Origin of the sequence: Brevundimonas denitrificans (assembly GCF_030160755.1) — a bacterium.
GTDB lineage: Bacteria > Pseudomonadota > Alphaproteobacteria > Caulobacterales > Caulobacteraceae > Brevundimonas > Brevundimonas denitrificans.
In genome coordinates this window covers 17,418-41,697 of sequence record NZ_BSOY01000010.1, presented here as the reverse complement: position 1 = coordinate 41,697, position 24,280 = coordinate 17,418, and the positions used below count along the sequence as shown (strand labels likewise).

The 24,280-nt window shown below is 69.2% G+C and carries 26 protein-coding genes; 8 read left to right on the top strand and 18 right to left on the bottom strand.

The window, feature by feature from the left end; translation table 11 throughout:
- Positions 1 to 31 precede the first annotated feature (31 nt).
- The 3 genes from QQJ79_RS03970 to QQJ79_RS03960 all read right to left on the bottom strand — a co-directional run bounded on the left by QQJ79_RS03970 (position 32) and on the right by QQJ79_RS03960 (position 3,559).
- Positions 32 to 463: a DUF305 domain-containing protein gene (locus tag QQJ79_RS03970; protein WP_284221346.1), complete on the bottom strand. Its 432-nt coding sequence runs from the start codon at positions 461 to 463 to the stop codon at positions 32 to 34.
- Positions 463 to 2,679, bottom strand: a complete 2,217-nt coding sequence (gene purL, locus QQJ79_RS03965; protein WP_284221342.1) for a phosphoribosylformylglycinamidine synthase subunit PurL — start codon at positions 2,677 to 2,679, stop codon at positions 463 to 465. Before purL ends, QQJ79_RS03970 begins: the two co-directional genes overlap by 1 nt.
- 82 nt (positions 2,680 to 2,761) lie before the next feature.
- The gene (locus QQJ79_RS03960) at positions 2,762 to 3,559 is read right to left on the bottom strand and encodes a hypothetical protein (protein WP_284221337.1); all 798 of its coding nucleotides are present in this window, start codon (positions 3,557 to 3,559) and stop codon (positions 2,762 to 2,764) included.
- Positions 3,560 to 3,669: 110 nt separating this feature from the next.
- Here QQJ79_RS03960 and QQJ79_RS03955 point away from each other — a divergent pair, with 110 nt between their 5' ends.
- Entirely contained in the window at positions 3,670 to 3,900 is a 231-nt protein-coding gene (locus QQJ79_RS03955; protein ID WP_284221335.1) for a hypothetical protein, read from the top strand.
- Positions 3,901 to 3,945: 45 nt separating this feature from the next.
- Positions 3,946 to 4,980 carry an aspartyl/asparaginyl beta-hydroxylase domain-containing protein gene (locus QQJ79_RS03950; protein WP_284221334.1) on the top strand — a complete coding sequence of 345 codons (1,035 nt, stop codon included), beginning with the start codon at positions 3,946 to 3,948 and terminating at the stop codon, positions 4,978 to 4,980.
- On the opposite strand, the gene QQJ79_RS03945 is transcribed toward QQJ79_RS03950, so the two are convergent.
- From QQJ79_RS03945 to purC, 7 genes are all read right to left on the bottom strand, one after another.
- Entirely contained in the window at positions 4,977 to 5,528 is a 552-nt protein-coding gene (locus tag QQJ79_RS03945; protein ID WP_284221332.1) for a sugar O-acetyltransferase, read from the bottom strand. The two genes, QQJ79_RS03950 and QQJ79_RS03945, sit on opposite strands and share 4 nt — an antisense overlap.
- A gap of 70 nt (positions 5,529 to 5,598) precedes the next feature.
- On the bottom strand, positions 5,599 to 6,261 hold the full coding sequence (gene purQ / locus QQJ79_RS03940) for a phosphoribosylformylglycinamidine synthase subunit PurQ (protein WP_284221330.1): 663 nt from the start codon (positions 6,259 to 6,261) through the stop codon (positions 5,599 to 5,601).
- A gap of 33 nt (positions 6,262 to 6,294) precedes the next feature.
- Positions 6,295 to 7,038, bottom strand: a complete 744-nt coding sequence (locus QQJ79_RS03935) for an HD domain-containing protein (RefSeq protein ID WP_284221326.1) — start codon at positions 7,036 to 7,038, stop codon at positions 6,295 to 6,297.
- Positions 7,035 to 7,508, bottom strand: a complete 474-nt coding sequence (locus tag QQJ79_RS03930) for a YbhB/YbcL family Raf kinase inhibitor-like protein (RefSeq protein WP_284221324.1) — start codon at positions 7,506 to 7,508, stop codon at positions 7,035 to 7,037. The genes QQJ79_RS03935 and QQJ79_RS03930 overlap by 4 nt, the downstream gene beginning before the upstream one ends.
- Before the next feature lie 47 nt (positions 7,509 to 7,555).
- Positions 7,556 to 7,687: a hypothetical protein gene (locus QQJ79_RS03925; RefSeq protein WP_284221322.1), complete on the bottom strand. Its 132-nt coding sequence runs from the start codon at positions 7,685 to 7,687 to the stop codon at positions 7,556 to 7,558.
- Positions 7,684 to 7,923 carry a phosphoribosylformylglycinamidine synthase subunit PurS gene (gene purS / locus QQJ79_RS03920; protein WP_284221321.1) on the bottom strand — a complete coding sequence of 80 codons (240 nt, stop codon included), beginning with the start codon at positions 7,921 to 7,923 and terminating at the stop codon, positions 7,684 to 7,686. Before purS ends, QQJ79_RS03925 begins: the two co-directional genes overlap by 4 nt.
- The gene (purC, locus tag QQJ79_RS03915; protein ID WP_284221376.1) at positions 7,923 to 8,681 is read right to left on the bottom strand and encodes a phosphoribosylaminoimidazolesuccinocarboxamide synthase; all 759 of its coding nucleotides are present in this window, start codon (positions 8,679 to 8,681) and stop codon (positions 7,923 to 7,925) included. Before purC ends, purS begins: the two co-directional genes overlap by 1 nt.
- 274 nt (positions 8,682 to 8,955) lie before the next feature.
- Between purC and QQJ79_RS03910 the strand changes: the two genes are divergently transcribed.
- Positions 8,956 to 9,279 carry a DUF1476 domain-containing protein gene (locus tag QQJ79_RS03910; RefSeq protein WP_284221319.1) on the top strand — a complete coding sequence of 108 codons (324 nt, stop codon included), beginning with the start codon at positions 8,956 to 8,958 and terminating at the stop codon, positions 9,277 to 9,279.
- 76 nt (positions 9,280 to 9,355) lie between these two features.
- Here QQJ79_RS03910 and QQJ79_RS03905 read toward each other — a convergent pair whose 3' ends face one another.
- From QQJ79_RS03905 to purB, 4 genes are all read right to left on the bottom strand, one after another.
- Complete coding sequence (locus tag QQJ79_RS03905; RefSeq protein WP_284221312.1) at positions 9,356 to 9,949, bottom strand: fasciclin domain-containing protein; 594 nt, start codon at positions 9,947 to 9,949, stop codon at positions 9,356 to 9,358.
- 120 nt (positions 9,950 to 10,069) lie between these two features.
- Positions 10,070 to 10,558, bottom strand: a complete 489-nt coding sequence (locus QQJ79_RS03900) for a DNA-deoxyinosine glycosylase (RefSeq protein WP_284221310.1) — start codon at positions 10,556 to 10,558, stop codon at positions 10,070 to 10,072.
- 4 nt (positions 10,559 to 10,562) lie between these two features.
- Positions 10,563 to 10,973 (bottom strand): hypothetical protein, encoded by a 411-nt coding sequence (locus QQJ79_RS03895; protein ID WP_284221309.1) that lies wholly within the window; start codon positions 10,971 to 10,973, stop codon positions 10,563 to 10,565.
- A 1-nt stretch (position 10,974) separates the two neighbouring features.
- Entirely contained in the window at positions 10,975 to 12,273 is a 1,299-nt protein-coding gene (gene purB, locus QQJ79_RS03890) for an adenylosuccinate lyase (RefSeq protein WP_284221308.1), read from the bottom strand.
- A 125-nt stretch (positions 12,274 to 12,398) separates the two neighbouring features.
- Here purB and QQJ79_RS03885 point away from each other — a divergent pair, with 125 nt between their 5' ends.
- Complete coding sequence (locus QQJ79_RS03885; protein WP_284221307.1) at positions 12,399 to 13,049, top strand: glutathione S-transferase; 651 nt, start codon at positions 12,399 to 12,401, stop codon at positions 13,047 to 13,049.
- 186 nt (positions 13,050 to 13,235) lie between these two features.
- Here the strand turns inward: QQJ79_RS03885 and QQJ79_RS03880 are convergent, their stop codons facing one another.
- Both QQJ79_RS03880 and QQJ79_RS03875 read right to left on the bottom strand, forming a co-directional pair.
- Positions 13,236 to 14,855: a lytic transglycosylase domain-containing protein gene (locus QQJ79_RS03880; protein WP_284221306.1), complete on the bottom strand. Its 1,620-nt coding sequence runs from the start codon at positions 14,853 to 14,855 to the stop codon at positions 13,236 to 13,238.
- Between the two features lie 208 nt (positions 14,856 to 15,063).
- On the bottom strand, positions 15,064 to 15,852 hold the full coding sequence (locus QQJ79_RS03875; protein WP_284221305.1) for a uracil-DNA glycosylase: 789 nt from the start codon (positions 15,850 to 15,852) through the stop codon (positions 15,064 to 15,066).
- A 96-nt stretch (positions 15,853 to 15,948) separates the two neighbouring features.
- On the opposite strand from QQJ79_RS03875, the gene QQJ79_RS03870 reads away from it, so the two are divergent.
- On the top strand, positions 15,949 to 17,700 hold the full coding sequence (locus QQJ79_RS03870; protein ID WP_284221302.1) for an electron transfer flavoprotein-ubiquinone oxidoreductase: 1,752 nt from the start codon (positions 15,949 to 15,951) through the stop codon (positions 17,698 to 17,700).
- A 1-nt stretch (position 17,701) separates the two neighbouring features.
- Here the strand turns inward: QQJ79_RS03870 and QQJ79_RS03865 are convergent, their stop codons facing one another.
- Entirely contained in the window at positions 17,702 to 19,594 is a 1,893-nt protein-coding gene (locus QQJ79_RS03865; protein ID WP_284221300.1) for a S9 family peptidase, read from the bottom strand.
- Positions 19,595 to 19,744: 150 nt separating this feature from the next.
- On the opposite strand from QQJ79_RS03865, the gene QQJ79_RS03860 reads away from it, so the two are divergent.
- From QQJ79_RS03860 to QQJ79_RS03850, 3 genes are read left to right on the top strand one after another with little or no spacing between them, the layout of a single operon-like run.
- Positions 19,745 to 21,613, top strand: coding sequence for a tetratricopeptide repeat protein (locus tag QQJ79_RS03860; RefSeq protein ID WP_284221299.1), 1,869 nt, complete (start codon positions 19,745 to 19,747; stop codon positions 21,611 to 21,613).
- Positions 21,614 to 21,616: 3 nt separating this feature from the next.
- Complete coding sequence (locus QQJ79_RS03855) at positions 21,617 to 22,483, top strand: 4-(cytidine 5'-diphospho)-2-C-methyl-D-erythritol kinase (protein ID WP_284221297.1); 867 nt, start codon at positions 21,617 to 21,619, stop codon at positions 22,481 to 22,483.
- Positions 22,484 to 22,536: 53 nt separating this feature from the next.
- The gene (locus QQJ79_RS03850) at positions 22,537 to 23,460 is read left to right on the top strand and encodes a hypothetical protein (protein WP_284221294.1); all 924 of its coding nucleotides are present in this window, start codon (positions 22,537 to 22,539) and stop codon (positions 23,458 to 23,460) included.
- Between the two features lie 3 nt (positions 23,461 to 23,463).
- On the opposite strand, the gene QQJ79_RS03845 is transcribed toward QQJ79_RS03850, so the two are convergent.
- Complete coding sequence (locus tag QQJ79_RS03845) at positions 23,464 to 24,204, bottom strand: polysaccharide deacetylase family protein (RefSeq protein WP_284221292.1); 741 nt, start codon at positions 24,202 to 24,204, stop codon at positions 23,464 to 23,466.
- Positions 24,205 to 24,280: the final 76 nt, after the last annotated feature.

Sequence of the window (24,280 nt, the reverse complement as noted above, 5' to 3'; positions counted from 1 at the left end):
ATCCTGACCTAGCCCGGAAATGTGACGCCCGTCACGGGGCGGGTCTGGCGGCAGGCCTCCACGCCCGCATCTCGGCGATCTCGCGCGTCTGGGCGTCCTTGACCAACCCCGCCATGCGGCGGATTTCCGGGTCGCGCGATTGCGCCAGCGCCACGTCGGCCATGGCCACCGCGCCGCGGTGGTGTTCGATCATCTTGGCGATATAGGCCTCATCCACCGTCGCGCCGGACGCCCTCGCCATGCCTGTGTGCATGGCGGCTTCCGAGGCCGCGAAGGCCTCGTCGCCCGGCGTCGCGCCATGGTCCGCTGCGTGGGCCGGCGCGGAAACAACGCCCTCCTGCACCGTCGCGGCATGGTTTTCCGCCGAGGCGTCGCGCAGGGCCTGTTGGACAGGATCGCCTCCGCCGTCACAGGCCGACAGGGTCAGAGTCAGGGTGGTCAGGGCGATGGGTGCAAGGCGCATCAGGCGTTTCCTTCAATCCAGCCCGGCATCCAGCCCTCATGCATCTCGCGCAGATGATCCAGCGGCAGGCGGAAAAGGTCGCCGCCCGGCCCGCCCGAGGCGAAGTCGCGGCCCTTGGCCCGGCCGACCACGGCGGCGCGCACGCCGGCCGCCTGGGCCGCGGCGAGGATCTCCGTCGCGTCCGCCACGGCGACCAGATAGCGGGCCTGGTCCTCCCCGAAGAGCAGGATGTGGGCATGGGCTTCCGAGGTGGCGTCCAGTTCGACGCCGCAATCCGAGGCGAGGGCGATGTCCGCGGCGGCGCCGATCAGCCCGCCGTCCGACAGGTCATGCACGCAGGTCAGGGCCCCGGCTTCGATCTGCTGGCGTACGAAGTCGCCGGTCTTCCTCTCCAGCGCCAGATCGACCGGCGGCGGCGCCCCGTCCTCGCGCCCCAGCACCTCGCGCAGATAGAGGGACGAGCCCAATTCGCCCTTGGTTTCGCCGATCAGCACGAGCACGTCGCCCTCGACCATGCCGCCGAAGCCGACGACGACGTCATAGTTGGTCAGCAGGCCGACCGCCCCGACCGTCGGGGTCGGCGGAATGGCCGCGCCGTTGGTCTCATTGTAGAGCGACACGTTGCCGCTCACGACCGGGAAGTCCAGCACCCGGCAGGCCTCGGCCATGCCGTCGATGGCGCGCACGATCTGGCCCATGATCTCGGGCCGTTGCGGATTGCCGAAATTGAGATTGTCAGTGATGGCGATGGGCAGGCTGCCGACGGCGGTCAGGTTGCGCCAGGCCTCGGCCACGGCCTGTTTGCCGCCTTCATACGGATCGGCCTGGACGTAGCGGGGCGTGCAGTCCGAGGTCATGGCCAGACCCTTGTCGGTGCCGTGGACCCGCACCACGCCCGCGTCGGCGGCGGTGGCCGAGTCGTGCAGGGTGTCGGCCATGACGTGGCGGTCGTACTGCTCCCAGATCCAGCGCTTGGAGGCCATGTCGGGGCAGCAAACCACCTTGATCACCGCATCGACCCAGTTCTCGGGCGCGGGCACATCCGCAGGCGCCAGGCGCGCCTGCAGCGCGGGCTGGACCCACGGACGGTCGTACAGGGGGGCATCGTCGAACAGCGGGGCCAGCGGCACGTCGCACACCGTCTCGCCGTGGTGCTTCAGCACCAGATGGCCGGTGTCGGTGGTCACGCCGATGACGGCGGCGTCCAGACCCCACTTCTTGAAGATGCGGTGGCCGTCTTCCTCGCGGCCCGGCTTCAGCACCGCCAGCATCCGTTCCTGGCTTTCCGACAGCATCATCTCATAGGCCGTCATGCCCTCTTCGCGCTGGGGCACGGCGTCCATGTTCAGCTCGATGCCGACCGCGCCCTTGCCGGCCATCTCCACGGAGGAACTGGTCAGTCCCGCCGCGCCCATGTCCTGGATGGCGGCCACGGCCCCCGAGGCCATCAGCTCCAGCGTCGCCTCGATCAGCAGCTTCTCGGCGAAGGGGTCGCCGACCTGCACGGTGGGACGCTTCTCGTCGGAATCCTCGTCGAACTCGGCCGAGGCCATGGTCGCGCCGTGGATGCCGTCGCGGCCCGTCTTCGACCCGAAATAGACCACCGACAGGCCCGGCGCGGGCGCCGCCGAATAGAACAGGGCGTCGGCCTTGGCCACGCCGACGCACATGGCGTTGACCAGAATGTTGCCGTTGTAGCCGCGGTGGAAATTGGTCTCGCCGGCCACCGTCGGCACGCCGACGCAGTTGCCGTAGCCGCCGATGCCCGAGACCACGCCCTTGACCAGCCGTTTCGTCTTCTCGTGCGACGGGTCGCCGAACCGCAGGGCGTTCAGCAGGGCCACGGGGCGCGCGCCCATGGTGAAGACGTCGCGCATGATCCCGCCCACGCCCGTCGCCGCACCCTGATAGGGCTCGATGAAGCTCGGGTGGTTATGACTCTCCATCTTGAAGATGCAGGCGTCGCCGTCGTCGATGTCGATGACGCCGGCGTTCTCGCCCGGACCGCAGATGACGCGCGGCCCCTTGGTCGGGAATTTGCCGAGATGAATTTTCGACGACTTGTACGAGCAGTGCTCGGACCACATCACCGAGAAGACACCCAGTTCGACGTGGTTGGGCTCGCGCCCCAGCCGGTCGAGGACGACCTGATACTCGTTCGGGGCCAGGCCGTAGTCGGCGGCCAGTTCGGCCATGGTCTTCTGGGGAGCGCTCATGGGGGCGCCTTCTAGCCGCTCAACGGAGTCGTGTCAGCCACTGCGGCGGAACATCGTGGCGACCGGTCCGTCGGCGTGTCTGTCAGCCCGCCGTCCGCTCGACGCCGGAGCTCAGCCGGAATGTCAGAACGATCGCTCCCACCAGCACGGCCACGGCGGCGGCGAGGGCCACATAGGCCAGCACGGGATTGCGCGGCTGCTCCGCCACGAAGGCGCCCAGCAGGCCCCAGGCGATCGGCAGGCCATAGGCCAGGGTGCGCAGGCGCAGGGTCACGCCGAGGGCGACAACGCTCACGACGAGGACGGCCAGGATCGCCCAGACGGTCGGCGTCAGCGCGCCGGGCAGGGCGTCATTGCCGGTCGCAACCGTGATCAGGTTCAGCGGCGCGGCGACGGTCAGCCAGCCGGCGAGCAGGCTCAGGGGCCAGACCGTCATCCAGCGGTCGCGGTCGCCGCGCGGCAGGGCGCGGATGGCGTCGGCATTGGCCAGCAGGGGAACCAGCAGCGCCGCCAGCGACCCGAAGATCAGCACGATCGTCGCCATCTCCCAGTCGAAGGCCGCGGCCACAACCCACCAGCCGATGCCGAGGAGGGCGGCGACCGAGGGCCAGCCCAGCCGATGGATCAGCAGGCTCTCGCCCGTCTGCGGCAGGGCCTGCCGCACCGCATAGACCAGCAGCCACAGATAGATCACGCCCCAGATGGCGAAGGCGTAGCCCGCCACCCGCAGCGTGGCGTCGCTGTCGGCCGAGAATTCTGCGGGGGACTGGCCCCAGCCCAGCAGGACCTGCGTCTGGCCGATCACGACGGAGAAGACGGTCGCAGCCAGAACCAGCAGGCGGCGGGTCATCTGGGCGGACGTGGGACGAATGATGGACATGACGGCTCCCGGCGACGATCGTCAGACTACGCCTGCGCGCTGTGAAGGTTCAATCGCAAGGAACCCGCCGGCGCCGGAGGCGGTTGTTTCCCTGTAGCAGGAACCCCGCCATGACAGACCCCAATCGCCCCCCTCGGACCGTTTCGCCCGACGGCGGAAGCTCCGGACCCGAAGATCCCGACTCCGCGGCCCCACGCGACCCCGCCGCCGACCGCACCGGAGAGGCGGCCGGGGTCGAGAGCTCCGGCGGCGGCGGCGGCGACCCCGATGCGCTCGACCAGTCGGTCGGCCGGGACGAGGCGGGTCAGGGCGATGCGCGGACCCGCGACGGGGCGATCTGACGCTTTCGCCTTGACGAGCGCGGCTCGCCGACCTCCGATCATCGGATGGCTGATACGGAACAGGACCGCCGCGCCGCGCTCGAGGCGGCTGATCGGGCGCTTGCGCTCGATCCCCGCGACCTGAGCGCGCTGATCGCCAAGGGCGACGCCCTCGCCGGACTGGGCGACGACCGGGCGGCGGCCAGCTTCTACAGTTCGGCCCTGCGCGCGGCGGGCGACGGCAAGGGGCTGGCGCCCGAAGTGATCGCTGACCTGCGCCGCGCCCGGACCGCGGTTCAGGCCCAGGCGCAGCGGTTCGAGGCCCATCTGGCGACCAGCCTCGCCGGGGCCGGTTTTTTCGAGGCGGCGACGTCCAGCGACCGCTTCGCCCTGTCGCTGGACCTGATGGCCGGCCGCAAGCGGCTGTATCAGCAGGAGCCGCGCTTCTACCTGTTTCCCGGCCTGCCGCAGATCCAGTTCCAGCCGCGCGAGACCCTGCCCTGGCTGGCGGGCGTCGAGGCGGCGACCGAGGACATCCGCGCCGAACTGGACGCGCTCCTCGCGGAGCCCGAGCTGTTCCGCCCCTATGTCGAACCGCGCGCCGACCGACCCAACCGGGACGCCGTAGGCATGATGTCCAACGCCGACTGGAGCGCCCTGTTCTTGTGGAAGGACGGCGAGGAGCAGCCCGACATCGCCCGACGCTGCCCCCGAACGCTGGCGGCCCTGGCCGAGGTCCCGCTGTGCCGGGTGCCGGGACGGACGCCGTCGATCCTGTTTTCGAAGTTGAAGGCCGGCGCGCGCATTCCGCCGCATCACGGTCTGATCAACACCCGGCTGATCTGCCATCTGCCCTTGATCGCGCCCCCGGGCAGCCGCTTCCGCGTCGGCAATGACACGCGCGACTGGCGCGAGGGTCAGGCCTGGGCCTTTGACGACACGATCGAGCACGAGGCCACGAACGACAGTGGTCAGGACCGCACCATCCTGATCTTCGACGTGTGGAAGCCGGAACTGAGCGAGGAGGAGCGGGCGCTGGTCTCGGCCCTGTTTCAGGCCGTCGACGGGTACGGCGCCGGCGGCCAGGCCTGGGGGGTCTAGGTCTTCACCCGGGCGGGGTTGCCCACGGCGGTGGCGCCTTCGGGTACGTCGCGTGTCACCACCGACCCGGCGCCGATCACCGCGTCATCGCCGATCGTGACGCCCGGCAGGATGATGGCGCCGCCGCCGATCCAGACGTTGCGGCCGATGACGACCGGCTTGCCGAACTCGACGCCCTCGGCCCGCTGGGCGGCGTCGCGCGGATGGTCGGCGGTGAGGATCTGCACGGCGGGACCGAGCTGGGTCTGGTCGCCGATCTCGACCTCGCAGACGTCCAGGATGATGCAGTTGAAATTCATGAACACGCCGCGGCCCAGGCGGATGTTGTACCCGTAGTCGCAGTGGAACGGCGGGCGGATGATCGCGCCTTCGCCGACCTCACCCATGCGCTGGCGAAGCAGGTCGCGGCGTTCGGCGGGACTGGCGGCCATGGCGGCGTTGTAGCGCGCCATCCATTGTTTCGCGGCGGTCTGGTCGGCCTGAAGCTCCGGATCGCCGGGATCGTACGGCAGGCCCGAGATCATTTTCTGGCGTTCGCTCATGAACATCGGTCGGCCCCCGGTCTGTGCCGTTGGAGATCGACTGACAGGAGGCGTCAGGTCAAGTCCGCAGGCCGCTTCAGGCGGCGGCGAAGACGCTGCGGAACAGGGTCGCGCCGTCGGCGGAGCCCAGTTCTTCCTCGAAGGCCCGGTCGGGGTGGGGCATCAGGCCCAGCACATTGCCGCGTGCATTCTGGATGCCGGCGATGTCGGCGACCGAGCCGTTGGGATTGTCGACATAGCGGAACACCACCTGTCCCTCGCCTTCGATCCGGGCCAGGGTTTCGGCGTCGGCGAAATAGTTTCCGTCGCCATTGCCCTGGGTCATGACCACCTCGCGCTGGCCCTGATAGCCGGCGGTGAAACGGGTCTGGCCGTTGGCGACGGTCAGGGCGATCGGCTTGCAGACGTATTTCAGCCCCGCGTTGCGCAGCAGCGCGCCCGGCAGCATTCCGGCTTCGCACAGGATCTGGAAGCCGTTGCAGATGCCGACCACGGCCACACCGTCGTCCGCGGCCTTCTTCACCGCCTGCATCACCGGCGACAGCGCCGCCATGGCCCCGCAGCGCAGGTAGTCGCCGTAGGAGAAGCCGCCCGGCAGGACGATCAGATCGAGGCCCGACGGCAGTTCCGTCTCCTGGTGCCAGACCATTTCGACCTGCTCGCCGGTCGAGCGTTCGATGGCGACCTTGCAGTCGCGATCGCAGTTGGAACCCGGAAAGACGATGACGGCTGCGCTCATGGCGCGGCCCTGTAGCAGCGTTTGTCGGTCATGTCAGGGCCTGGCGCCCTCGGGCGTCTCGCGCCGCACCTCGGCGAGGAAATCCGTCATCACCGCGATGCGCTGCGTGGCCAGATTGCGGGCTGCGGCGGTCTTGAGGCGCGGCGGGATGTCGACGGCGAATCGCTCGATCCGCCCCAGCGCCTGATCATAGTCCGGCCGGTCTCCGGTCGCCGCCAGCAGCCGGGCCGCCCCCAGGGCCCCCAGAAAATCCAGCGCGTCCGCGTCGTGCAGCACGACCGCCTCGGCCCCCTCCGGCTCCTTGTCGTACATATGCCCCAGGATCGCGGCGCGGACGGCCGGGAATTTCTCCATCGGGAAGCCGGCTTCAGTCAGGAAGGGTTCGGCCAGCTCCACCGAACGCACCGCATGGTCCGTGCCCGCGACGGCGAACGGCGCGATCCCGCCCCAGTCGTGCAGGAAGGCGGCGGCGAACAGGACGTCCGCATCGACGGTCAGGCCCTCCGCCCCGGCGAGGGCCATCCCCAGCACATAGTTGCGCTCCGAATGACGCACGCCCCAGCTCGGATGCCGGAGGTGGGTGTTCGCCTGTTCGTACACCGCGCGCCGCCAGGCGCTGTCCAGCGGAACGCCGGCGGGCGTCGCCGTCGGAGCCGCAGCGACCACGGGGGCCTCCTGCGCCGCCGGTGCGCTGGCGGCGGTCAGCAGGAGCGCGCTCGCTGCGATGGCCAGAACCAGGGTCTTCATGCCGCCCCTCCCGATGATGGCGTGGCTCATCCCCGGTTCTCGTACACGCCCGTGATGGAGGCCCGACCCAGGGTGTGGAAATGCAGGTTGAAGCCGAACACGGCGCCCGAGTTGTCCGGCGTCACGTCCAGCCGCTCCGTGTCCACGGCGAAGACCGTGAAGATGTAGCGGTGCGGGCCATGTCCGGGAGGCGGCGCGGCGCCGCCGAAGCCGGGCTCGCCGAAATCGGTTCGGCCCTCCACCGCGCCCCTGGGCAGTCCGGCGGGCGAAGCGCCCTCGGCCAGTTCGGTCACATCGGCGGGGATGTTGGCCACGGTCCAGTGCCAGAAGCCCGAGCCGGTCGGCGCGTCGGGGTCGAAACAGGTGACGGCGAAGCTCTTCGTGCCCTCGGGGGCGCCGGACCAGCTGAGCTGCGGCGACCGGTTGCCCCTGGCGTGAACCTGGGCGTCGGGGAGGGTACCGCCGTCGGTGAAACCGGTTGAGGTGACGGTAAAGGTCATGGAGCGCTCCTCGCTGCGGCTTGACTGATCCCGGCGCATGAACGCGGCTAGTGGGCCGCTTCCCTGGCTGCAGGCGTGAAGGCCGAATCGTCGGTCAGCCCACCGGCCAGCGCCGCGGCGAAGATCAATACTCCGACCAGAACGAAGGCCGCGACCGAGAACTGGATCAGCCGTTTCATTCGACCTCGATGCGGTAGCTTTCGATCACGGTGTTGGCCAGCAGGGTCTCGCACATGCGCTTGACCTCGGCCGCCTTGTCCTCGACCCCGTCGCCGATGTCGAACTCGATCATCTTGCCGACGCGGGCGTTCGATACATCGGCCCAGCCCAGTCCATGCAGCGCGCCTTCAACGGCCTTGCCCTGGACGTCGAGCACGCCGGGCTTGAGGAAGACGTGGACCTTCACCTTCGCCATCAGTGCAACCCTCCCTGAATCACGGTCGGCATATCCTTCATGATGCCGAGGCGGCGGGCCACCTCGGTATAGCTTTCGATGACATTGCCCAGATCGCGGCGGAAGCGGTCCTTGTCCAGCTTCTCGCCCGTATTGGTGTCCCACAGGCGGCAGGAGTCCGGGCTGATCTCGTCGGCCAGGATGACCCGGCTGAAGTCGTTCTCCCACACCCGACCGAACTCGATCTTGAAGTCCACCAGGGTGATGCCGACCGCGCCGAACATGCCCGACAGATAGTCGTTCACCCGCACGGTCATGGCCAGGATGTCGTCCAGCTCCTGGGTCGTGGCCCAGTTGAAGGCGGTGATGTGCTCTTCGGTGACCATCGGGTCGTTGAGCTCATCCTTCTTCAGATAGAATTCGATGATCGAGCGCGGCAGGGGCGTGCCCTCGTCGATGCCGAGGCGCTGGCTCATCGAGCCGGCGACGATGTTGCGGCACACGACCTCAAGCGGGATGATCTCGACCTCGCGGATCAACTGTTCGCGCAGGTTCAGCCGCTTGATGAAGTGGTTGGTCACGCCGATGCCGTTCAGGCGCGACATGATGAACTCGCTGATCCGGTTGTTGATGACGCCCTTGCCCTCGAGCTGGGCCTTCTTCTCGCCGTTGAAGGCGGTGGCGTCGTCCTTGAAATACTGGATCAGGGTGCCGGGCTCGGGTCCCTCATAGAGGATCTTGGCCTTGCCCTCGTAAATCTTCTTGCGCTTGACGTTCATCATGGTTGGTCCGGGCGGGCCGCGACGGAAACGGCTGTCGCGCGACCAGATGGAGATCTGGGCGGCTCAATCCGGAATCGGGCGGGCGGGAAAAAGTCGCGGGAACCCTTAGCGGATGCGGCGCGGCGACACAAACCGACGGCGTTCCGGCACGGCGGGTCGACGCGGTGTCGCAACCCGGCGAGTTCCGGTTGCGTTCGGCCATGGGGCGGCTATAGACCACCTCGACTGCGGCCATGCTTTCAGGCCGCCCAAACGGAGCCTCGCGACGCCCATGACCACCTTCGACGATCGGGAAAAGGGCTTCGAGTCCAAATACGCCCTCGATCAGGAACAGGAGTTCAAGGCGGTCGCCCGGCGCAACAAGCTGCTGGGCCTCTGGGCCGCCGAGAAGATGGGGCTGAACGCCGATCGCGCGGAAGAATACGGCCGCGCCATCGTCAAGGCCGACTTCGAACAACCGGGCGAGGAAGACGTCTACCGCAAGATCGCCCAGGACCTGGAAGGCGCCGGCCTGACCGTCTCGGAGGGCGAAATCCGCCGCAAGATGGACGAGCTGTCCTCGGTGGCGCGCGAGCAGATCCGCAACGACGAATAGTCCGCGGCTTTCTCGCCAACGAAAAAGGGCCGCTCCATCGCTGGAGCGGCCCTTCTCGTATCCGGCGCTGGCCGGGTTAGTTCGGCATCACCACCGTATCGATGGCGTGGATCACGCCGTTCGAGGCGGGGACATCGGCCTGGACAACGCGCGAAACGCCGCCGTTCTCGTCGGTCAGGGTGACCGAACCGTCGGCGCCGACGCGAGCGGTCAGGACGCCGCCCTCGACCGTGGTCAGGGCGGCGCTGCCGCCGCCGGCCTGGATCTGCTGCGTCAGGGTCGCGGCGTCCACCCGGCCCGGAACCACGTGATAGGTCAGGATCTTGGTCAGGTCGGCCTTGCCGGCGGGCGCCATCAGGCTCTCGCGCGTCGCGGCAGGCACCTTTTCAAAGGCGGCGTTGGTCGGCGCGAAGACGGTGAAGGGGCCGGCCCCGCCGAGGGTCCCGGCCAGGTCGGCGGCCGTCACGGCGCTGACCAGAGTGGTGAAGTCCGGGTTGCCCTGGGCGACGGCGACCACGGTGCCGCTGGCGGTCGGCGCCGGGGCCATGGCGGATGCGTCGGTTGCGGCCGCGTCGGCCGGGGCGGCTTCTTCGGCGTTGTTGCAGGCGGACAGGGCCAGCAGGGCGGCGATTGATACGCCGGCGAACGCGGCGGTGCGGGTGATCTTCATGGGTCTACTCTCCTGAGCGACCGCCGTGTCGGCGGTTCGCGGGGAGGTACTGTTCAGCGGCTCAAAGGATGCACGATCGCCCGCTACCGGGGCGCGACACGTGACCGCACCCCTTCCCACCTATTGGAGAAATGTCTCCAGCACCGACCAGGCCGCCGCCTTCTCCGTCAGCGGCCGGGTGTAGGCGGGGCTGGAGGAGGGCAGGTCGATCAATTCAACGCCCGCGCGGGGCTTCAGCCTGCGCCGACCGAGCCGCGCCGCTGTCCCGCCGTTGAAGGCGATGGCCCGCAACGCCGGCAGGGTGTCGATCAGCCGGTCCAGATCGGCGGCCTCGACGTCGCGGATGGCGGTGTCCAGGCTGCCGGAGCGTTTGGCGCTCGCGATCACATCCCACAGACCCACCCCCGCCGACTTCAAGGCCTGGAGGCGTTCAGGATAGGGCAGGGCGACGAGATCGACGCCGGTCACGCCGCCGACCAGGCGCCAGAAGCCGTTCTGCGGATGGCCATAGTACTGACCGGCTTGCAGCGAGGCGTCGCCGGGCAGGCTGCCGAGGATCAGGAGACGGGTGGTCGCAGAGACGACGGGGTCGAAGGCCCGCTTGATCACCGGGCTAGTGGAAATTCGTGACCGAGACGCTGAGCCGGACCGGAATCGTGACCGGGCCGCCGTTCGCCGGCTGCCCGTCTGCGTCGGTGAACCGGTAAAGGGGCGCCAGGCATCGGGCGGCCGCGCGATGCCGGACCGGATACTCGCGTCCGCCTTCGAGCTGGCAGGCCCTCGGTTCACCGTTCTCTACGCGCTCGCAACGCACAGTCATCCGGGAGTCGGCCGTTCCGTCAGCGCCCAGGGGCCGCATGCACTGCTGCCAGCCCTGCTGGTCCGGCCGCGCCACTGTCCAGCCCGCCGGAATCTGCGCGCCGGACTGCGATGCCGGGGCCTGGTCGGCGGGACCCTGGGCCGCGCGAGCGTGCTCCTGGCCGGACATGGCCGCCAACAGCGCCAGCAGTTGCCAGAACATCATCTCAGCCTCCGAATACTCGCGCGAACACAGTGTCCACATGCTTGGTGTGGTAGCCGAGGTCGAACAACGCCTCGAGCTGCGCCGCCGGCAGGGTCACGCGGGCGTCGGCCTTGAGGAAGTCGAGGAACCGGCCCTCGCCGCGCCAGACCTTCATGGCGTTCTCCTGCACCGCGGCATAGGCGTCCTCGCGGGACACGCCGGCCTGGGTCAGGGCCAGCATCACGCGCTGCGAATGCACCAGCCCGCCCAGCAGGTTGAGGTTCTTTTCCATATTGGCCGGATAGACGTTCAGCCGCTCGACCACGCCGGCCAGCCGGTGCAGGGCGAAGTCCAGGTGGATGGTGGCGTCTGGGCCGATGCCGCGCTCGACCGAGGAATGGCTGATGTCCCGCTCGTGCCAGAGGGCGACATTCTCCATCGCGGGCACCACCGCCGATCGCACGAGGCGGGCCAGGCCGGTCAGGTTCTCGGTCAGGATCGGGTTGCGCTTGTGCGGCATGGCCGACGAGCCCTTCTGGCCCTTGTCGAAGAACTCCTCGACCTCCAGCACTTCGGTGCGTTGCAGATGGCGGATCTCGATCGCCAGCCGCTCGACCGAACTGGCGACCACGCCGAGCGTGGCGAAGAAGGCGGCGTGGCGGTCGCGCGGTATCACCTGGGTCGAGACGGGCTCGATCGCCAGACCCATCCTGTCGGCGACGTAGGCCTCCACCGCCGGATCGACATTGGCGAAGGTGCCGACCGCGCCCGAGATGGCGCAGGTCGCGATCTCTTCCTTGGCGGTGAGCAGGCGGCGTTTGGCGCGCTGGAATTCGGCGTGATAGCCGGCCAGCTTGAGGCCGAAAGTCACGGGCTCGGCGTGGATCCCGTGGCTGCGCCCGACGCAGGGCGTGAGCTTGTGCTCCATGGCCCGCTTCTCAAGCGCCGCCAGCACGCGATCGACCCCTTCGATCAGCAGATCCGCCGACCGCGCCAGCTGGACCGCGAAACAGGTGTCCAGCACATCCGAAGAGGTCATGCCCTGGTGCAGGAAGCGGGCTTCCTCGCCGACGATCTCCGACACATGGGTCAGGAAGGCGATGACGTCATGCTTGGTGGTGCGCTCGATCTCGTCGATACGGTCGGCGTCGAACACCACGTCCTTGCCCTTGGCCCAGATCGCCTCGGCGGCCTCGGTCGGGATCACGCCCAGTTCGGCCATCTTCGTGGCGGCGTGGGCCTCGATCTCGAACCAGATCCGGTATTTGGTCTCCTGGGACCAGATGGTGACGGCGGCGGGGCGGGAATAGCGGCTGATCATGGGGGCGGGGTGTCAGGCGAGGGCGCCGTCGAGTCAAGCGCCGCTTGTGCCGGACCGCTTCGAACTGATTGGCGGGACGCCCGCAACCGCCCTATGCCTGAGCGTCACCACAGTGGAGCGCGACCATGGAACTGATCATCGGACCCCGACTGTATTCGACCTGGTCGCTGCGGCCGTGGCTGGTGCTGAAGCGGTGCAAGGCCGAGTTCACCGTGCGCGAGATCGACATCTATTCACCCGAGGGTCAGGCCGAGCTGGAGCGGGTTTCGCCGTCCCGCCTCGTTCCCTTGCTCAGGGTCGAGGGCGTGACGATCTGGGACTCGATGGCCATCTCGGTCTGGTGCGCCGAACGCTATCCGGAGACGCGGCTCTGGCCGGCCGATCCCCATGCCCGCTGGCTGGCGCGCTCGGCGGCCTGCGAGATGCATGGCGGCTTCATGGGGCTGCGCACCGACTGCGGCATGGGGCCGGACCACACCATGGTCGGATCTGACCGCTCATCGTCCCCCACGGGCGAGGCGGTGGAGCGCGACATCCGCCGTATCGTCAGCCTGTGGCGGGAGATGCGGGGCCGCTTCGGCGCCGGCGGGCCATACCTGTTCGGCGAGTGGTCCGTGCCCGACGCCTTCTTCACCCCCGTGGCGGCGCGGTTCCGGCATTACCAGATCGACCTGGCCGCCCATGGCGACGACGGCGTGGCCGCGGCCTATCGCGATACGCTGCTGGCCCAGCCGGACTTCCTTGAATGGTCCGAACAGGCGCTGGCGGACCGTTAACCGCCCCGCGGAACCCGGTCTTAAGACAACGGCGGTATGTGTCTCTTTCAGGAGCGCAGAAGCGTTCAGGGGTCCGCCGATGTCCATGCCCGCCGAACAGCCCGGAGCACGCCGTCCCAGCCTGATGGTCTATGGCCTGATGATCGTGATCGCCTGCTGCCTGCCGGCCCTGCTGCTGGTCAATATCTAGTTGGCGCTGGCCGTCGGGGCCGAGGCCACCTCGACCGGCAGGACCGGTGTGGGCGGCGGCGGGACGTAGTCCAGCGACAGCGGAATCCACGTCGCGCCCGAGGCGACGGCGTCCAGGGTGTGCAGCGGCCGGCCATTCATACGCTGGTAGATCCAGTAGGCCGCCACGACCTTTTCCACATATTCGCGGGCCTGGGGGACGTCGATCGTCTCGATCAGCAGCAGCGGATCAGCCTCCTGGCCCAGTTTGCGGACGGCGGCGACCATCGGGCCGGGCCCCGCATTGTAGGACGCCGCTGCGCGCAGCAGGTCGCCGTTGATCGCCGGCAGGGCCAGAACCCGGTTCACATAGGCCTGACCCAGGCGGGCGTTGACGTTGGGCTCGAACAGCCGCTCGGGATCGCTGACGAAGGCCCGGTCGCCGGTCAGCTCGGCGGCGGTGGTCGGCATGACCTGCATCAGCCCATAGGCGCCGGCCCCTGAACGGGCGCGGGCGTTGAAGCCGGTTTCCTTGCGGGCGATAGCGTAGACCAGCGACCGTTCAACGGTGAAGCCGCCGTCCGGCTCGATCACCGGCTGGGCGTAGTGGGTGGCGTCGATGCGGCGTACGTCGTCGCCCGAACCCGTGACCCGCGGACCCAGGGCCCGGCCCAGGGCGGCCCACAGCTGGCGGCCCCGATCGGTGACGGCGGCGCGCAGGCCGGTCCGAAGCTCTTCGCGCGCATCCGAGCGGCGTCCGATCTCAAAGAAGGCCACGGTGCGACGTGCGCGCGGCTCGGACCGGATGAATTCGTCCAGCTCGTCGGCGTCAACGCCGATGGGCTCTTCGGCCTGGTAGGAGACGCGACGCAGGTTGCCGGCGGCGTAGGGTGTCGGCCCGAGGTTCTCGATCGCCGGCTCTTCGCCCAGCTGGCGCAGGGCGATCTGCCCGTAGAAGGTGGCGGGCCAGCTTCCCGCGCGATGCAGCAGGGGCTGAACCCGGTCCTGCTGTCCGGACCGTCCGGCCGACCGCGCGGCCCAGAAGGCGGCGCCAGAGCGGACCCAGCCGTCCTCGGTCGGGTCGTCCAGAACGCGTTCGAAGGCGATCTTGGCGGCCGCGAATTCACCCAGCCGGTACTGGGCCAGGCCGACCGTCCACCAGTCGCCGATCTGTTCGCCGATCGTGACCGCGCCGGTCAGGTCGTCGCGATTCAGGGCGACCCGGGCCGCCTTCATCGGGTCAGCCTCGGTGTTTCCGCCCGCGGCCTCGATCCGGTTCCAGTAGCGCCCGCCGCCCATCCGTGAAGGTTGACGCGGTTCGGCCGCGCCGTCAGGGCGGCGGCGCATGGCCAGGTTCCAGGCGCGTTCCGCGGCGGGGAGGTCCGAATACTCCTCCAGCCACGCCGCCAGCTCCTCAAAGGTGGCGGTGTAGTCGGCATGGAACAGGCGCTCGAATTCGACCTGTCCCAGCAAAACACGGTCATTGGCCTGGCGCGCCGAGGCGCGGGCGGCCTCCAGGTCGCCACGGCGCAGGGCGTCGAAGGCGGTGGTGTAGTTGAGGCGGTCCGCGGCGCTGAGCGTGGAGAGCGCGCGACGATCGCCCTCTTCGGCGTGCACGGCGCCGGCCAGGGCGCTCAACGCCAAAGCCAACGTCGGCGCGAAAATCGCGCGGCGGAAATCAAATCGCACTAAGGCGGCCCCCCTGAGAGCGGCGAGCGACCCGTCTCGACTCGGGTCAATTCGCGCTGTTCGTTCGGTCGTCAGGCCAGAAAGGCGCCAGCGCCCCGACCCATGTCAAGATTTCACCCCTTTTTGGGGCAGTTTTGAGTCTGAAGCATGAACGAGCTTAGCCGTCCGCCTCGATCCGGGCCGCCAGCGACAACAGATCCGCCCAGACCTCGCGCTTGGCGATGGGTTGCCGCAGCAGGAAGGCGGGGTGCAGGGTCGGCAGGGCCGGAGCTGACACGGCGCCTTCCGGGAGCCGCCATTCCCGCCACTGTCCCCGCATCCGCATGATCCCCTCGTCGGTCGCCAGCACCGATTTGGCCGACGCCGCGCCGAGCAGCAGCACGGCCTTCGGCTTCAGCAGGGCGAAGGCGCGTTCGACAAAGGGCGCGCAGACCGCCTGTTCGGCCGCCGTCGGCGTGCGGTTGCCCGGCGGCCGCCAGAACACCGTGTTGGTGATGAAGACCCGGCCCTCAAGTCCCGCCTCGGCCAGCATCCGGTCCAGCAGCCGTCCGGCCTTGCCGATGAAGGGTTGGCCGCGTTCGTCCTCTTCAGCGCCGGGTCCTTCGCCGATGACCAGCACCTCGGCCTCAGGATTGCCGCGACAAAACACCGCCTGTTTCGCGCCCATGCCGCGCAGCGGACAGCCTTCGAAGCCGGCGATGGCCAGACCGAGGGCCTCCAGGGTATCGGCGCCGGCGGCCAACCGCCGGGCCTCTGACAGGGCGTCGCCGGTTGCGGCGATCGGCGTCACCGAGGCCGTGGCCCTGGTCACCGCCTTGACGGCCGGCGGCGGAGCGACGTGCGTGCGATCGACCGGGGCGTCCTCGAAACAGGCGTCGACGCCCGCATCGCGCCAGAAGGCGAGCAGGCTTTCGGCGCTGGCGCTGTCGAGGTGAGGCGTGGTCATGGGGCGATCCGCACAGGGATAGTCCTTGACCACCCTTGCGTCACCTTCGGATAAGCGGAAAACAGCAAGACCCCACTGACACCGAGGATTCTGGTCATGGCCGACAACGCCATCGAAGGCGGCGCAACCAACGCCTGGCAGGAAGCCGTGATCGACAAGCTGCCGCCCGCCGAGGCCCTGGCCGGGGTCGAGCGCGAGGTGATGGAGTATGACGTCGTGATCGTCGGCGGCGGTCCCGCCGGCCTGTCCGCCGCCATCCGCCTGAAACAGCGGGCGGAAAAGGACGGCAAGGACATCACCGTCGCCGTGCTGGAAAAGAGCGCGGAGGTCGGCGGCCACATCCTGTCCGGCGCGGTGATCGACCCGCGCGCCCTGACCGAACTCTTCCCCGACTGGAAGGGACGCGGCGCGCCGCTGGAGACCCCGGTCACCGAGGACCGGTTCATGATCCTGGGCCCGATGGGTCAGGCCTCCTTGCCCATGCCCCTGTTGCCGCCGATCATGCACAACGACGGCTGCTACATCGCCTCGCTGGGCAATGTGGCGCGCTGGTTGGGCGAGCAGGCCGAGGCCCTCGGTGTCGAGGTCTATCCCGGCATGGCCGCCAGCCATGTGGTCTGGGACCAGCCGTCCGGCCGGGTGAAGGGCGTCGTCGCCGGCGTCTTCGGCATCGACCGGCACGGCAAGCCGACCGACGACTTCCAGCCCGGCATCGAGCTGCACGGGAAATATGTCTTCATCGCCGAGGGCGTGCGCGGCTCGCTGGCCAAGACCATCATGGCCCGCCACAACCTGTGCGACGACGCCCAGCCGCAGAAATTCGGTATCGGCCTCAAGGAGTTGTGGCAGGTCCCGGCGGAAAAGCACCGCCCCGGCCTGGCCCAGCACACCACCGGCTGGCCGCTGGACGAATTCACCGGCGGCGGCAGCTTCATGTACCATTTCGGCGACCGCTACGTGGCCATCGGCTATGTCGTGCACCTGAACTACAAGAACCCCTTCCTGTCGCCGTTCGACGAGTTTCAGCGGTTCAAGCACCATCCCGCCATCGCCGAGCACCTCGAGGGCGGGACCCGCATCTCCTACGGCGCGCGCGCCATCACCGAGGGCGGTTTCCAGTCTGTGCCGAAGCTGAGCTTCCCGGGCGGCGTCCTGATCGGTTGTTCCGCCGGCTTCGTGAACGTGCCGCGCATCAAGGGCAGCCACAACGCCATGAAGACCGGCATGCTGGCCGCCGACGCCGCCTATGAGGCGGTGCAGGCCGGGCGCTCGGGCGACCAGCTGGTCGAATACCAGGCCGCCTATGAGAAGAGCTGGGTCTACAGGGAGCTGAAACAGGTCCGGAACGCCAAACCCTATCTGTCAAAATTCGGCACGACGATCGGCGGGGCGCTGGGCCTGTTCGACATGTGGTTCTCGTCGCTGTTCCGCGTGAACCTGCCGTGGACCCTGAAGCACGGAAAGACCGACGCCGGATCGACCGAGAAGGCCGCAAGGCACAGGCCGATCGCCTATCCGAAGCCGGACGGGAAGCTGTCGTTCGACAAACTGTCGTCGGTGTTCATCTCGAACACCAACCACGCCGAGGAACAGCCGGCGCACCTCAAGCTGCTGGACCCGTCGATCCCGATCCGGGTCAATCTGCCCGAGTATGGCGAGCCGGCGCGGCTCTACTGCCCGGCGGGCGTCTATGAGGTCCTGTACGACGAGGCGGGGAACAATCCGCGCTTCCAGATCAACGCCCAGAACTGCGTCCACTGCAAAACCTGCGACATCAAGGATCCGTCCCAGAACATCGTCTGGACCACGCCGGAGGGCGGCGGCGGGCCGAACTATCCGAACATGTAGGTCAGGGCCGAGGCCCCAACGTCCGTTCGAAGAAGCTCACGAGGGCCGTCGTCGAGCGGATGCGGTTGGGCAGTTTGCGCCAGCCGTGACCCTCGTCGGGGAACAGGACGTATTCGACCGGCACATCCCGCGCCCTCAGGCTGTTGACGATCTGCTCGGCCTCGACGACCGGGACATTGGTGTCGTTCGCCCCGTGCAGGATGATCAGGGGCGTCGTCACGATGTCGATCTTGTGGATCGGCGACAGGGCCCGGAGCATGTCGGCCTCGGTGACCGGATTGCCGTATTCGACGGTCGAGATCGCCGCCATCCAGGGCTCGGTCTGGGCGAAGAAGGTCTCGAAATTGACCACGCCGAACAGATTGGCGCCACCCGCGAACATCTCCGGATATTCTGTGACGCCGGCCATCACCATGTAGCCGCCGTACGAACCGCCCATGATGCCCAGCCGCCCCGGATCGGCGATTCCGGCCGCCACCAGGTGATCGGTCGTGGCCTTGATGTCGCGCACGCCGTCGACCCGCAGGGCGCCGTTGTCGAGATTGACGAAGCGCTTGCCGAAGCCGGACGAGCCGCGAACATTGGGAGCGAAGACGGTGATGCCGCGCGCCACCAGCGCCTGGGTCACGTCGCTCATGGACGGCCGGGACTGCCCCTCGGGGCCGCCGTGATAGTTGAAGACCACCGGTCCTGGTCCGGTCGCGCCGTGCGGCCGGTACAGCCAGCCCGACAACTCCACCCCGTCATGGGCCTGATAGGTGACGAGGGTCGGCCGCACCAGCGTGTCCAGATCGACGCCGTCGTGGGCGCTGTGGGTCAGCTGGACCAACGTTCCCGCGGCGATGTCCAGCCGATGGATGTCTCCCGGGCGGTTCGCGCCCGAGCCCGACAGCGCCAGCGTCTCGCCGTCCCGCGACAGGGCGCTGGCGGAGACGATGTCCATCGGCAGGGCGGGTCCGGGCGTGACCGCGCCGCTGTCGGTATCCAGCCAGGACAGTTCGCTGCGACCGGAGGCGTTCCAGAACAGGGCGGCCCGCCGTCCGTCATGCGACAGGCTCGCCGATTCCGCCTCGGCGTCCGCCCGCTCCGCGATGATCCGGATCGGACCCGGCGCACCATCGGGCTCTAGATCGATCACCCCGAAGGCCAGCCGGTCGCGCCCGCCGTTTGAAAGCACATGGATGCGCCTTCCGTCAGGCGAGAACTCGCCCCAGCCGAAGGTCGCGGTCTCCGTATGGGGAGTCAGCAGGGTCTCGGCGCCGGTGGTCAGATCGACGAGATAGAGGTTGTTGTCGCCGCGGCTGACCAGCCGGGTGATGACCGCATGACGGCCGTCGGGGCTCAGGTCCAGCAGCCGGCTGACCCCCGCGCCGTCGCTGACCGGCGTCGCCACGCCCGTCGCGACATCGATCAGCACCGGTTCGAACCGCGCCGGATCGCGCGAATTGGAGGCGGCCATCAGCCGCCGGCCGTCGTCGGTCCAGCCCGTCAGCGCGTTGTTTTCCCTGCCCCCGGCGGTCAGGCGACGCGCGTCGCTGCCGTCGGGGCGGCTGACATAGATCTGGACATTCAGCCCGCCGCCGGGGGCGACGTCCCAGGCGAGCTGGTCCCCGGACGGCGACCAGTCGACCGACTGCACGGGATCGTTGAGGCGGGTGATCTGCCGCGCCTCGCTTCCATCTGCGGCCATGGTCCAGAGCTGGGGGATGCCGCTGGTGGATGAGATATAGGCGATCCGCGAGCCGTCGGGCGAGAAGCTGGGTCCGCCCGCCGAACGGATGCTGGCGATCGCCTCGACCGTGCGCGCGACATCGGAATCGGAAGCAGACTGGGCCATTCCCGGAGTCGCCGCCGCCAGAAAAGCGGTCGCCATGACCGACGCGAGAATTCGCATATTGACCGGCTCCCCTTGCTGAGCGGAACGGTCACACGCGCAGGGATTCGGGGCAAGGGTCGTCGCGCCCGGGCAGCGCGCGTCGAATATGTGACGCGCGCCGGGCGAGGGGCCTTGTCGCCGCCTCATAAAGCGGGAAGGTTCGTGGTCATGCGTCTTTCCCGCCTTTCCCTGCTCCTGACCGTCGGCGCCCTGACCGCGCTGACCGCGCCCGCGTGGGCGCAGGATGCGCCGGTTGTCGTCGACCAGCCGCTGGTCCAGCCGTCGGCCATAGTCCCTGCTCCCCAGAACGAGACGCCCGGGCCGGTCAATATCCTGCCGCCCCTCGTGAACCCGGCGGAGCCGGTTGCGGCCGGGCCGGCGGAACCCGTCGCGCCTCCCATTCCGGCGGTATGGGCGCCGGTACCCGTCGATGCGGCGGGACAGTCCGCTTATGGTCTCTACCTGTCAGGTCTGAGCGCCAGCCTACGCGGGGACTACGCCGAGGGTTCGGACCTGTTGGCGCAGAGCCAGAGCCTGGTTCCGGAACAGCCTCGGGTGGGGTTCGACGCGTTCCGCGCGGGCCTGATGGCCGGCGATCTCGACGCCATCGTCCGGATTTCGCCCGCCCTCCAGAATGAACCGGCGCTCGCCGACGCGGGACGACTCGCCGGGGCGGTCGACGCCATGCAACGGGGTGATGCGCGAGCCGGACTGGCGATTCTCGATGCGGGGGAGTTTGATGCGGCCTTTGCCTTGGCGGCGCGCTTCCTGCGGGCTCCCGTCGCCGCCGCGGCTGACGACTGGGACTCGGCCCTGACGCCGGTGTCGTTGATGCCCGGCGATCCCGCCACCCTGATATTGCTGCACCAGCACGCCCGCCTGCTGGAGAGCCGCCGCCGGTATGCCGAGGCTGAGGCGGCCTTTCAGACCTTGCTTGAAGTCCCGGTCGCCACCCAGCTGTTCGCGCGGGACTACGCCGACTTCCTGAAGCGGCTCGGCCGGAACGACGAAGCCTTCGCCTACTACCAGCGGGTGCTCGGTGCAGCCGCAACGGACGGAGCGGACACCTCGGCCGAAGCTCGGGGACTGGTGCAGATTCGCCCGCCCGCGGCGCCCACGCCGGTCGAACTGGCGGCCCAGGGGCTCAGATATGCCGCCATCTTTCTCGGTTCCAACCCTGAGGCCCGGTCGCAGGTCGTCGTCTACTTGAGGATGGCGGAGAATCTGCACCCGGACGACGAGATTGCCCTGCATCTGGGACAGACCCTGGCCGCCGGAACCCAACAAGCGGAAGCCCGGGAGGCGTTCGGCAGGGTCGGGCCCGAAAACCCGATCCGGTACGCCGAGGCCCAGGTCGGCATGGCGGTCAGTTTCGCGCGGGAAAATCGCGCTGCCGAGGCCCTCGCCGCCTTCGAACAGGCGCGCGCGGTCTCGCCCGGCGAACCCCAGATTCTCAGATTGCTGACGGCCCAGCTGAACGACCTTGGCCGTCATGAGGAAGCCCTCGCCGCCATCGACGATCCAAGCGCGAACGCCGCGCGGACCCATCCGGACATCCGGGAAATCCGCGGCCTGACGCTGCAGGAGCTTGGTCGCATCGAGGAGGCCGAGGCCGAGCTGTGGGCGGCGCTTCAGGCCGCGCCGGACAGCCCGTCACTGCTCAACTCTCTCGGCTATATGTGGGTCGACAGCGGCCGCCGGGTCGAGCAGGGGGCCGAGATGCTGGCCCGCGCGCACGCCGCCGAGCCCGAGAACGGCAATATCCAGGACTCGCTCGGCTGGGCCCAGTTCCGGCAGGGTCAGTACGACATCGCCGTCGAGACGCTGGAAGGCGCGGTCGGCAAGGAGCCCGCCAACGCCGAGATCAACGACCACCTCGGCGACGCCTACTGGCAGGTCGGACGCCAGCGCGAGGCCCGGTGGCAGTGGAATCGCGTGCTGACGCTGGAGCCCGACGCCGAACGCCGCGCCGAGGTGGAGCAGAAGCTGGCCAAGGGCCTGTCGATCGCGCCGCCGGTGGCCGCCGGCCAATCCTGATCCATGGAGGCGATCGCCCGGCTCGCGCCCGCCAAGGTCAATCTGTTCCTGCACGTCGGGCCGCTTGAGGCCGACGGCTACCACCCGCTCGCCAGTCTGGTGGTCTTCGCCGATGTCGGCGACCGGCTGACAGTCGAAGCGGCGGACGGGCTGTCGCTGGCGGTCACAGGGCCCTTCGCCGACGCCCTCCAAGCGGAGGACGACAATCTGGTCCTGAAGGCGGTCCGCGCCCTGGGTGCGGCGGCTGGCATCGGCGAGCCGGGGCTGCGGATCACCCTCGACAAACAGCTGCCGGTGGCGGCCGGGCTGGGCGGTGGTTCGTCGGACGCCGGGGCCGTGCTGAAGCTCGCGCGGGATGCGCTGGGCCTGCCGTTCGACGATGCGGCGCTGGCGGAGATCGCCGCCGCCCTCGCCGCCGACGGCCCCATGTGCCTGCACGCCCGCGCCGCCTGGGCCGAGGGGCGGGGCGACGTCCTGACCTTCGAGGCCGGCCTGCTGGCGCTGCCGGCCTTGCTGGTCAATCCGGGCGTGCCCTCCTCGACCGGGGCCGTCTATCGCGCGTTTGACGCCGGGTCCCCGGGCGAAGCGCGTAGGCCCGCCCCCCCATCGGATTGGGACGCAGCGTCCGTCATCGACTGGCTGGCGATCCAGCGGAACGATCTGGAGGCGCCCGCCGCAGCCCTCGCCCCGGCGATCGGCGAGGCTCTTGCGGCGACGGCGGACCTGCCCGGCGCGCGCCTGACCCGGATGTCGGGCTCGGGCGCCACGGTCTTCGCCCTCTTTGATACGGCCCGCGCGGCCGAGGTCGCCGGGCGGGCGTTGGCGGCCCTCCACCCCGACTGGTGGGTGCGGCCGACCGTCCTGCGCTAGCCGCCGATCGCCGCCTTAACCGTCGGCAAACCCGTGTCTGGCAGAGTGGCGATATGGAAACGCTCTCGCCCGCCCAGATCGCCGCGTTCGAAGCCGTGCTCGCCAGGGTCCCGGTCGAGGATCGCGCCCGGCTCCACGCTCTCAAGGACGCCGCCGCGGCCGCGGCCGCCGCCTCGGCCCCGCACTGGGATTTCGACCAGCCCGGCCACCGGGCGGAAGAGGCCCTGACCGAGGCCTTCGGCGCCGCCCTGACCGATGACCACCGCCGCGCCCTCGTCGCGCTCTGGGCGCTTGAGATGCCCGCGCGCGTCCCGGCGGCTGACCTGCCGCAGGCCTCGCTCGAGCTTTATCCGGAATGGATCCAGCGGCTCGCTGATTTCCTGACCGCCGCGGCCGATCCCTATGACCGCGACTTCTGGGCCAAGGACGTGCGCATCTCGCTGGTCCTCAGCGTGCCCGGCGCCCGCACCCAGATGATCGACCTGTCCTCGCCCATGGGGCCGGGGCAGGTGCTGCGTCATGCCCGCGAGGGCTGGGGCTGGTCCGTGATCCCGGCCTATGCCGCCGCCCAGGCGTGGAAGCCCTGGCTGGAGGTCCATACCGAGAGCCGCGAACTGTCGGACTTCAACGAGGCCGGCTGGGACCGCGCCTGGGCCACCGCCGCCGAGATCTGCAAGCGCCGTCCGGAGATGGCCGGCATGCTGGGGTCCAGCTGGTTCTATGATCCGCCGCTGGAACAGATCAGCCCGCGTCTGGCCTATCTGCGCCTCAACCTGCTGAAGCACGGCGCCTTCATGGTGCATCAGGGGCCGGGCGAGATTCACACCCAGCGCGCCGCCACCAGTTCGCCGACCCGCGCGGCCCTGATCGAGAAGGGCGAGTACACGGCCCGTTCGTGGATCGTCGCCTTCCCCCGCGCCGCCCTGATCCGCTGGGCCGACGCGCGCAAGGCCGCGATGATGCGCGAAGCGGCCTGACGATCAGGCGCTGGCTACCCGGCTCCACGCCTCGCCGACGGGCGCGATCTCCAGCCCGGCCGCCTTCGCCAGACCCAACACCCGATCCAGATCGGCCGGGGTGCAGCCATAGTCAGTGGGCCGGTCCGAGACGTCGTGACCGTAGGCGGTCAGCCAGCCGTTCGACGCTGCGGCCTCGGCCATCAGGCCTTCGAGGTCGTAGCCGGGGAGGCGGCGGCGCTCCAACCCGATCGACTTGACGAGCGCCCGATCTTCACGCCCGGCGTTGACGCCGTCGCGGACGCCGCGGGCCATGGCGAAGCGGCGGCGCACCAGTCTCTTGGCCGAGACCGTCGCATCGCCGAACGGCCAGGCGAAGGTGGTCATGCGGCAGCCGTCCAGCCGTTCCGCCACCCAGGCGGCGTTGGCGTCAAGGCTGAGGCGCAGGGCCCCGGCGTCCATGCGCAGGGCGCTGGTGTGGCCGAAGGTGTGGCAGCCGACCTCGTGGCCGGCGGCGTGCAGGGCCTGCAGGTGTTCGACCTCGAACTGGTCGCGGTCCATGTTGACCCCGCCGGCGAGGCCGCCGCAGACGTAGTAGGTGGCCTTCACGCCGTGCTCGGCCAGCACCCGTCCGGCCTCGGTCCAGGCGCTGGCGGGGAAGTCGTCGAAGCTCAGCGAGAAGACCCCGCGCGGCGGCGCGATGGTCACCGCCTCGATGTCGAGATAGCGCGCGGCGCGGCGGCGCATCTGGTCGATCTGCTTCATGCGGCGGTCATAGCGCGGGGGCGCTTAAGGAAGCGTATGGCGGGGCTTCGCCTTGCCCGCCAAGGGCCGCCCGTCT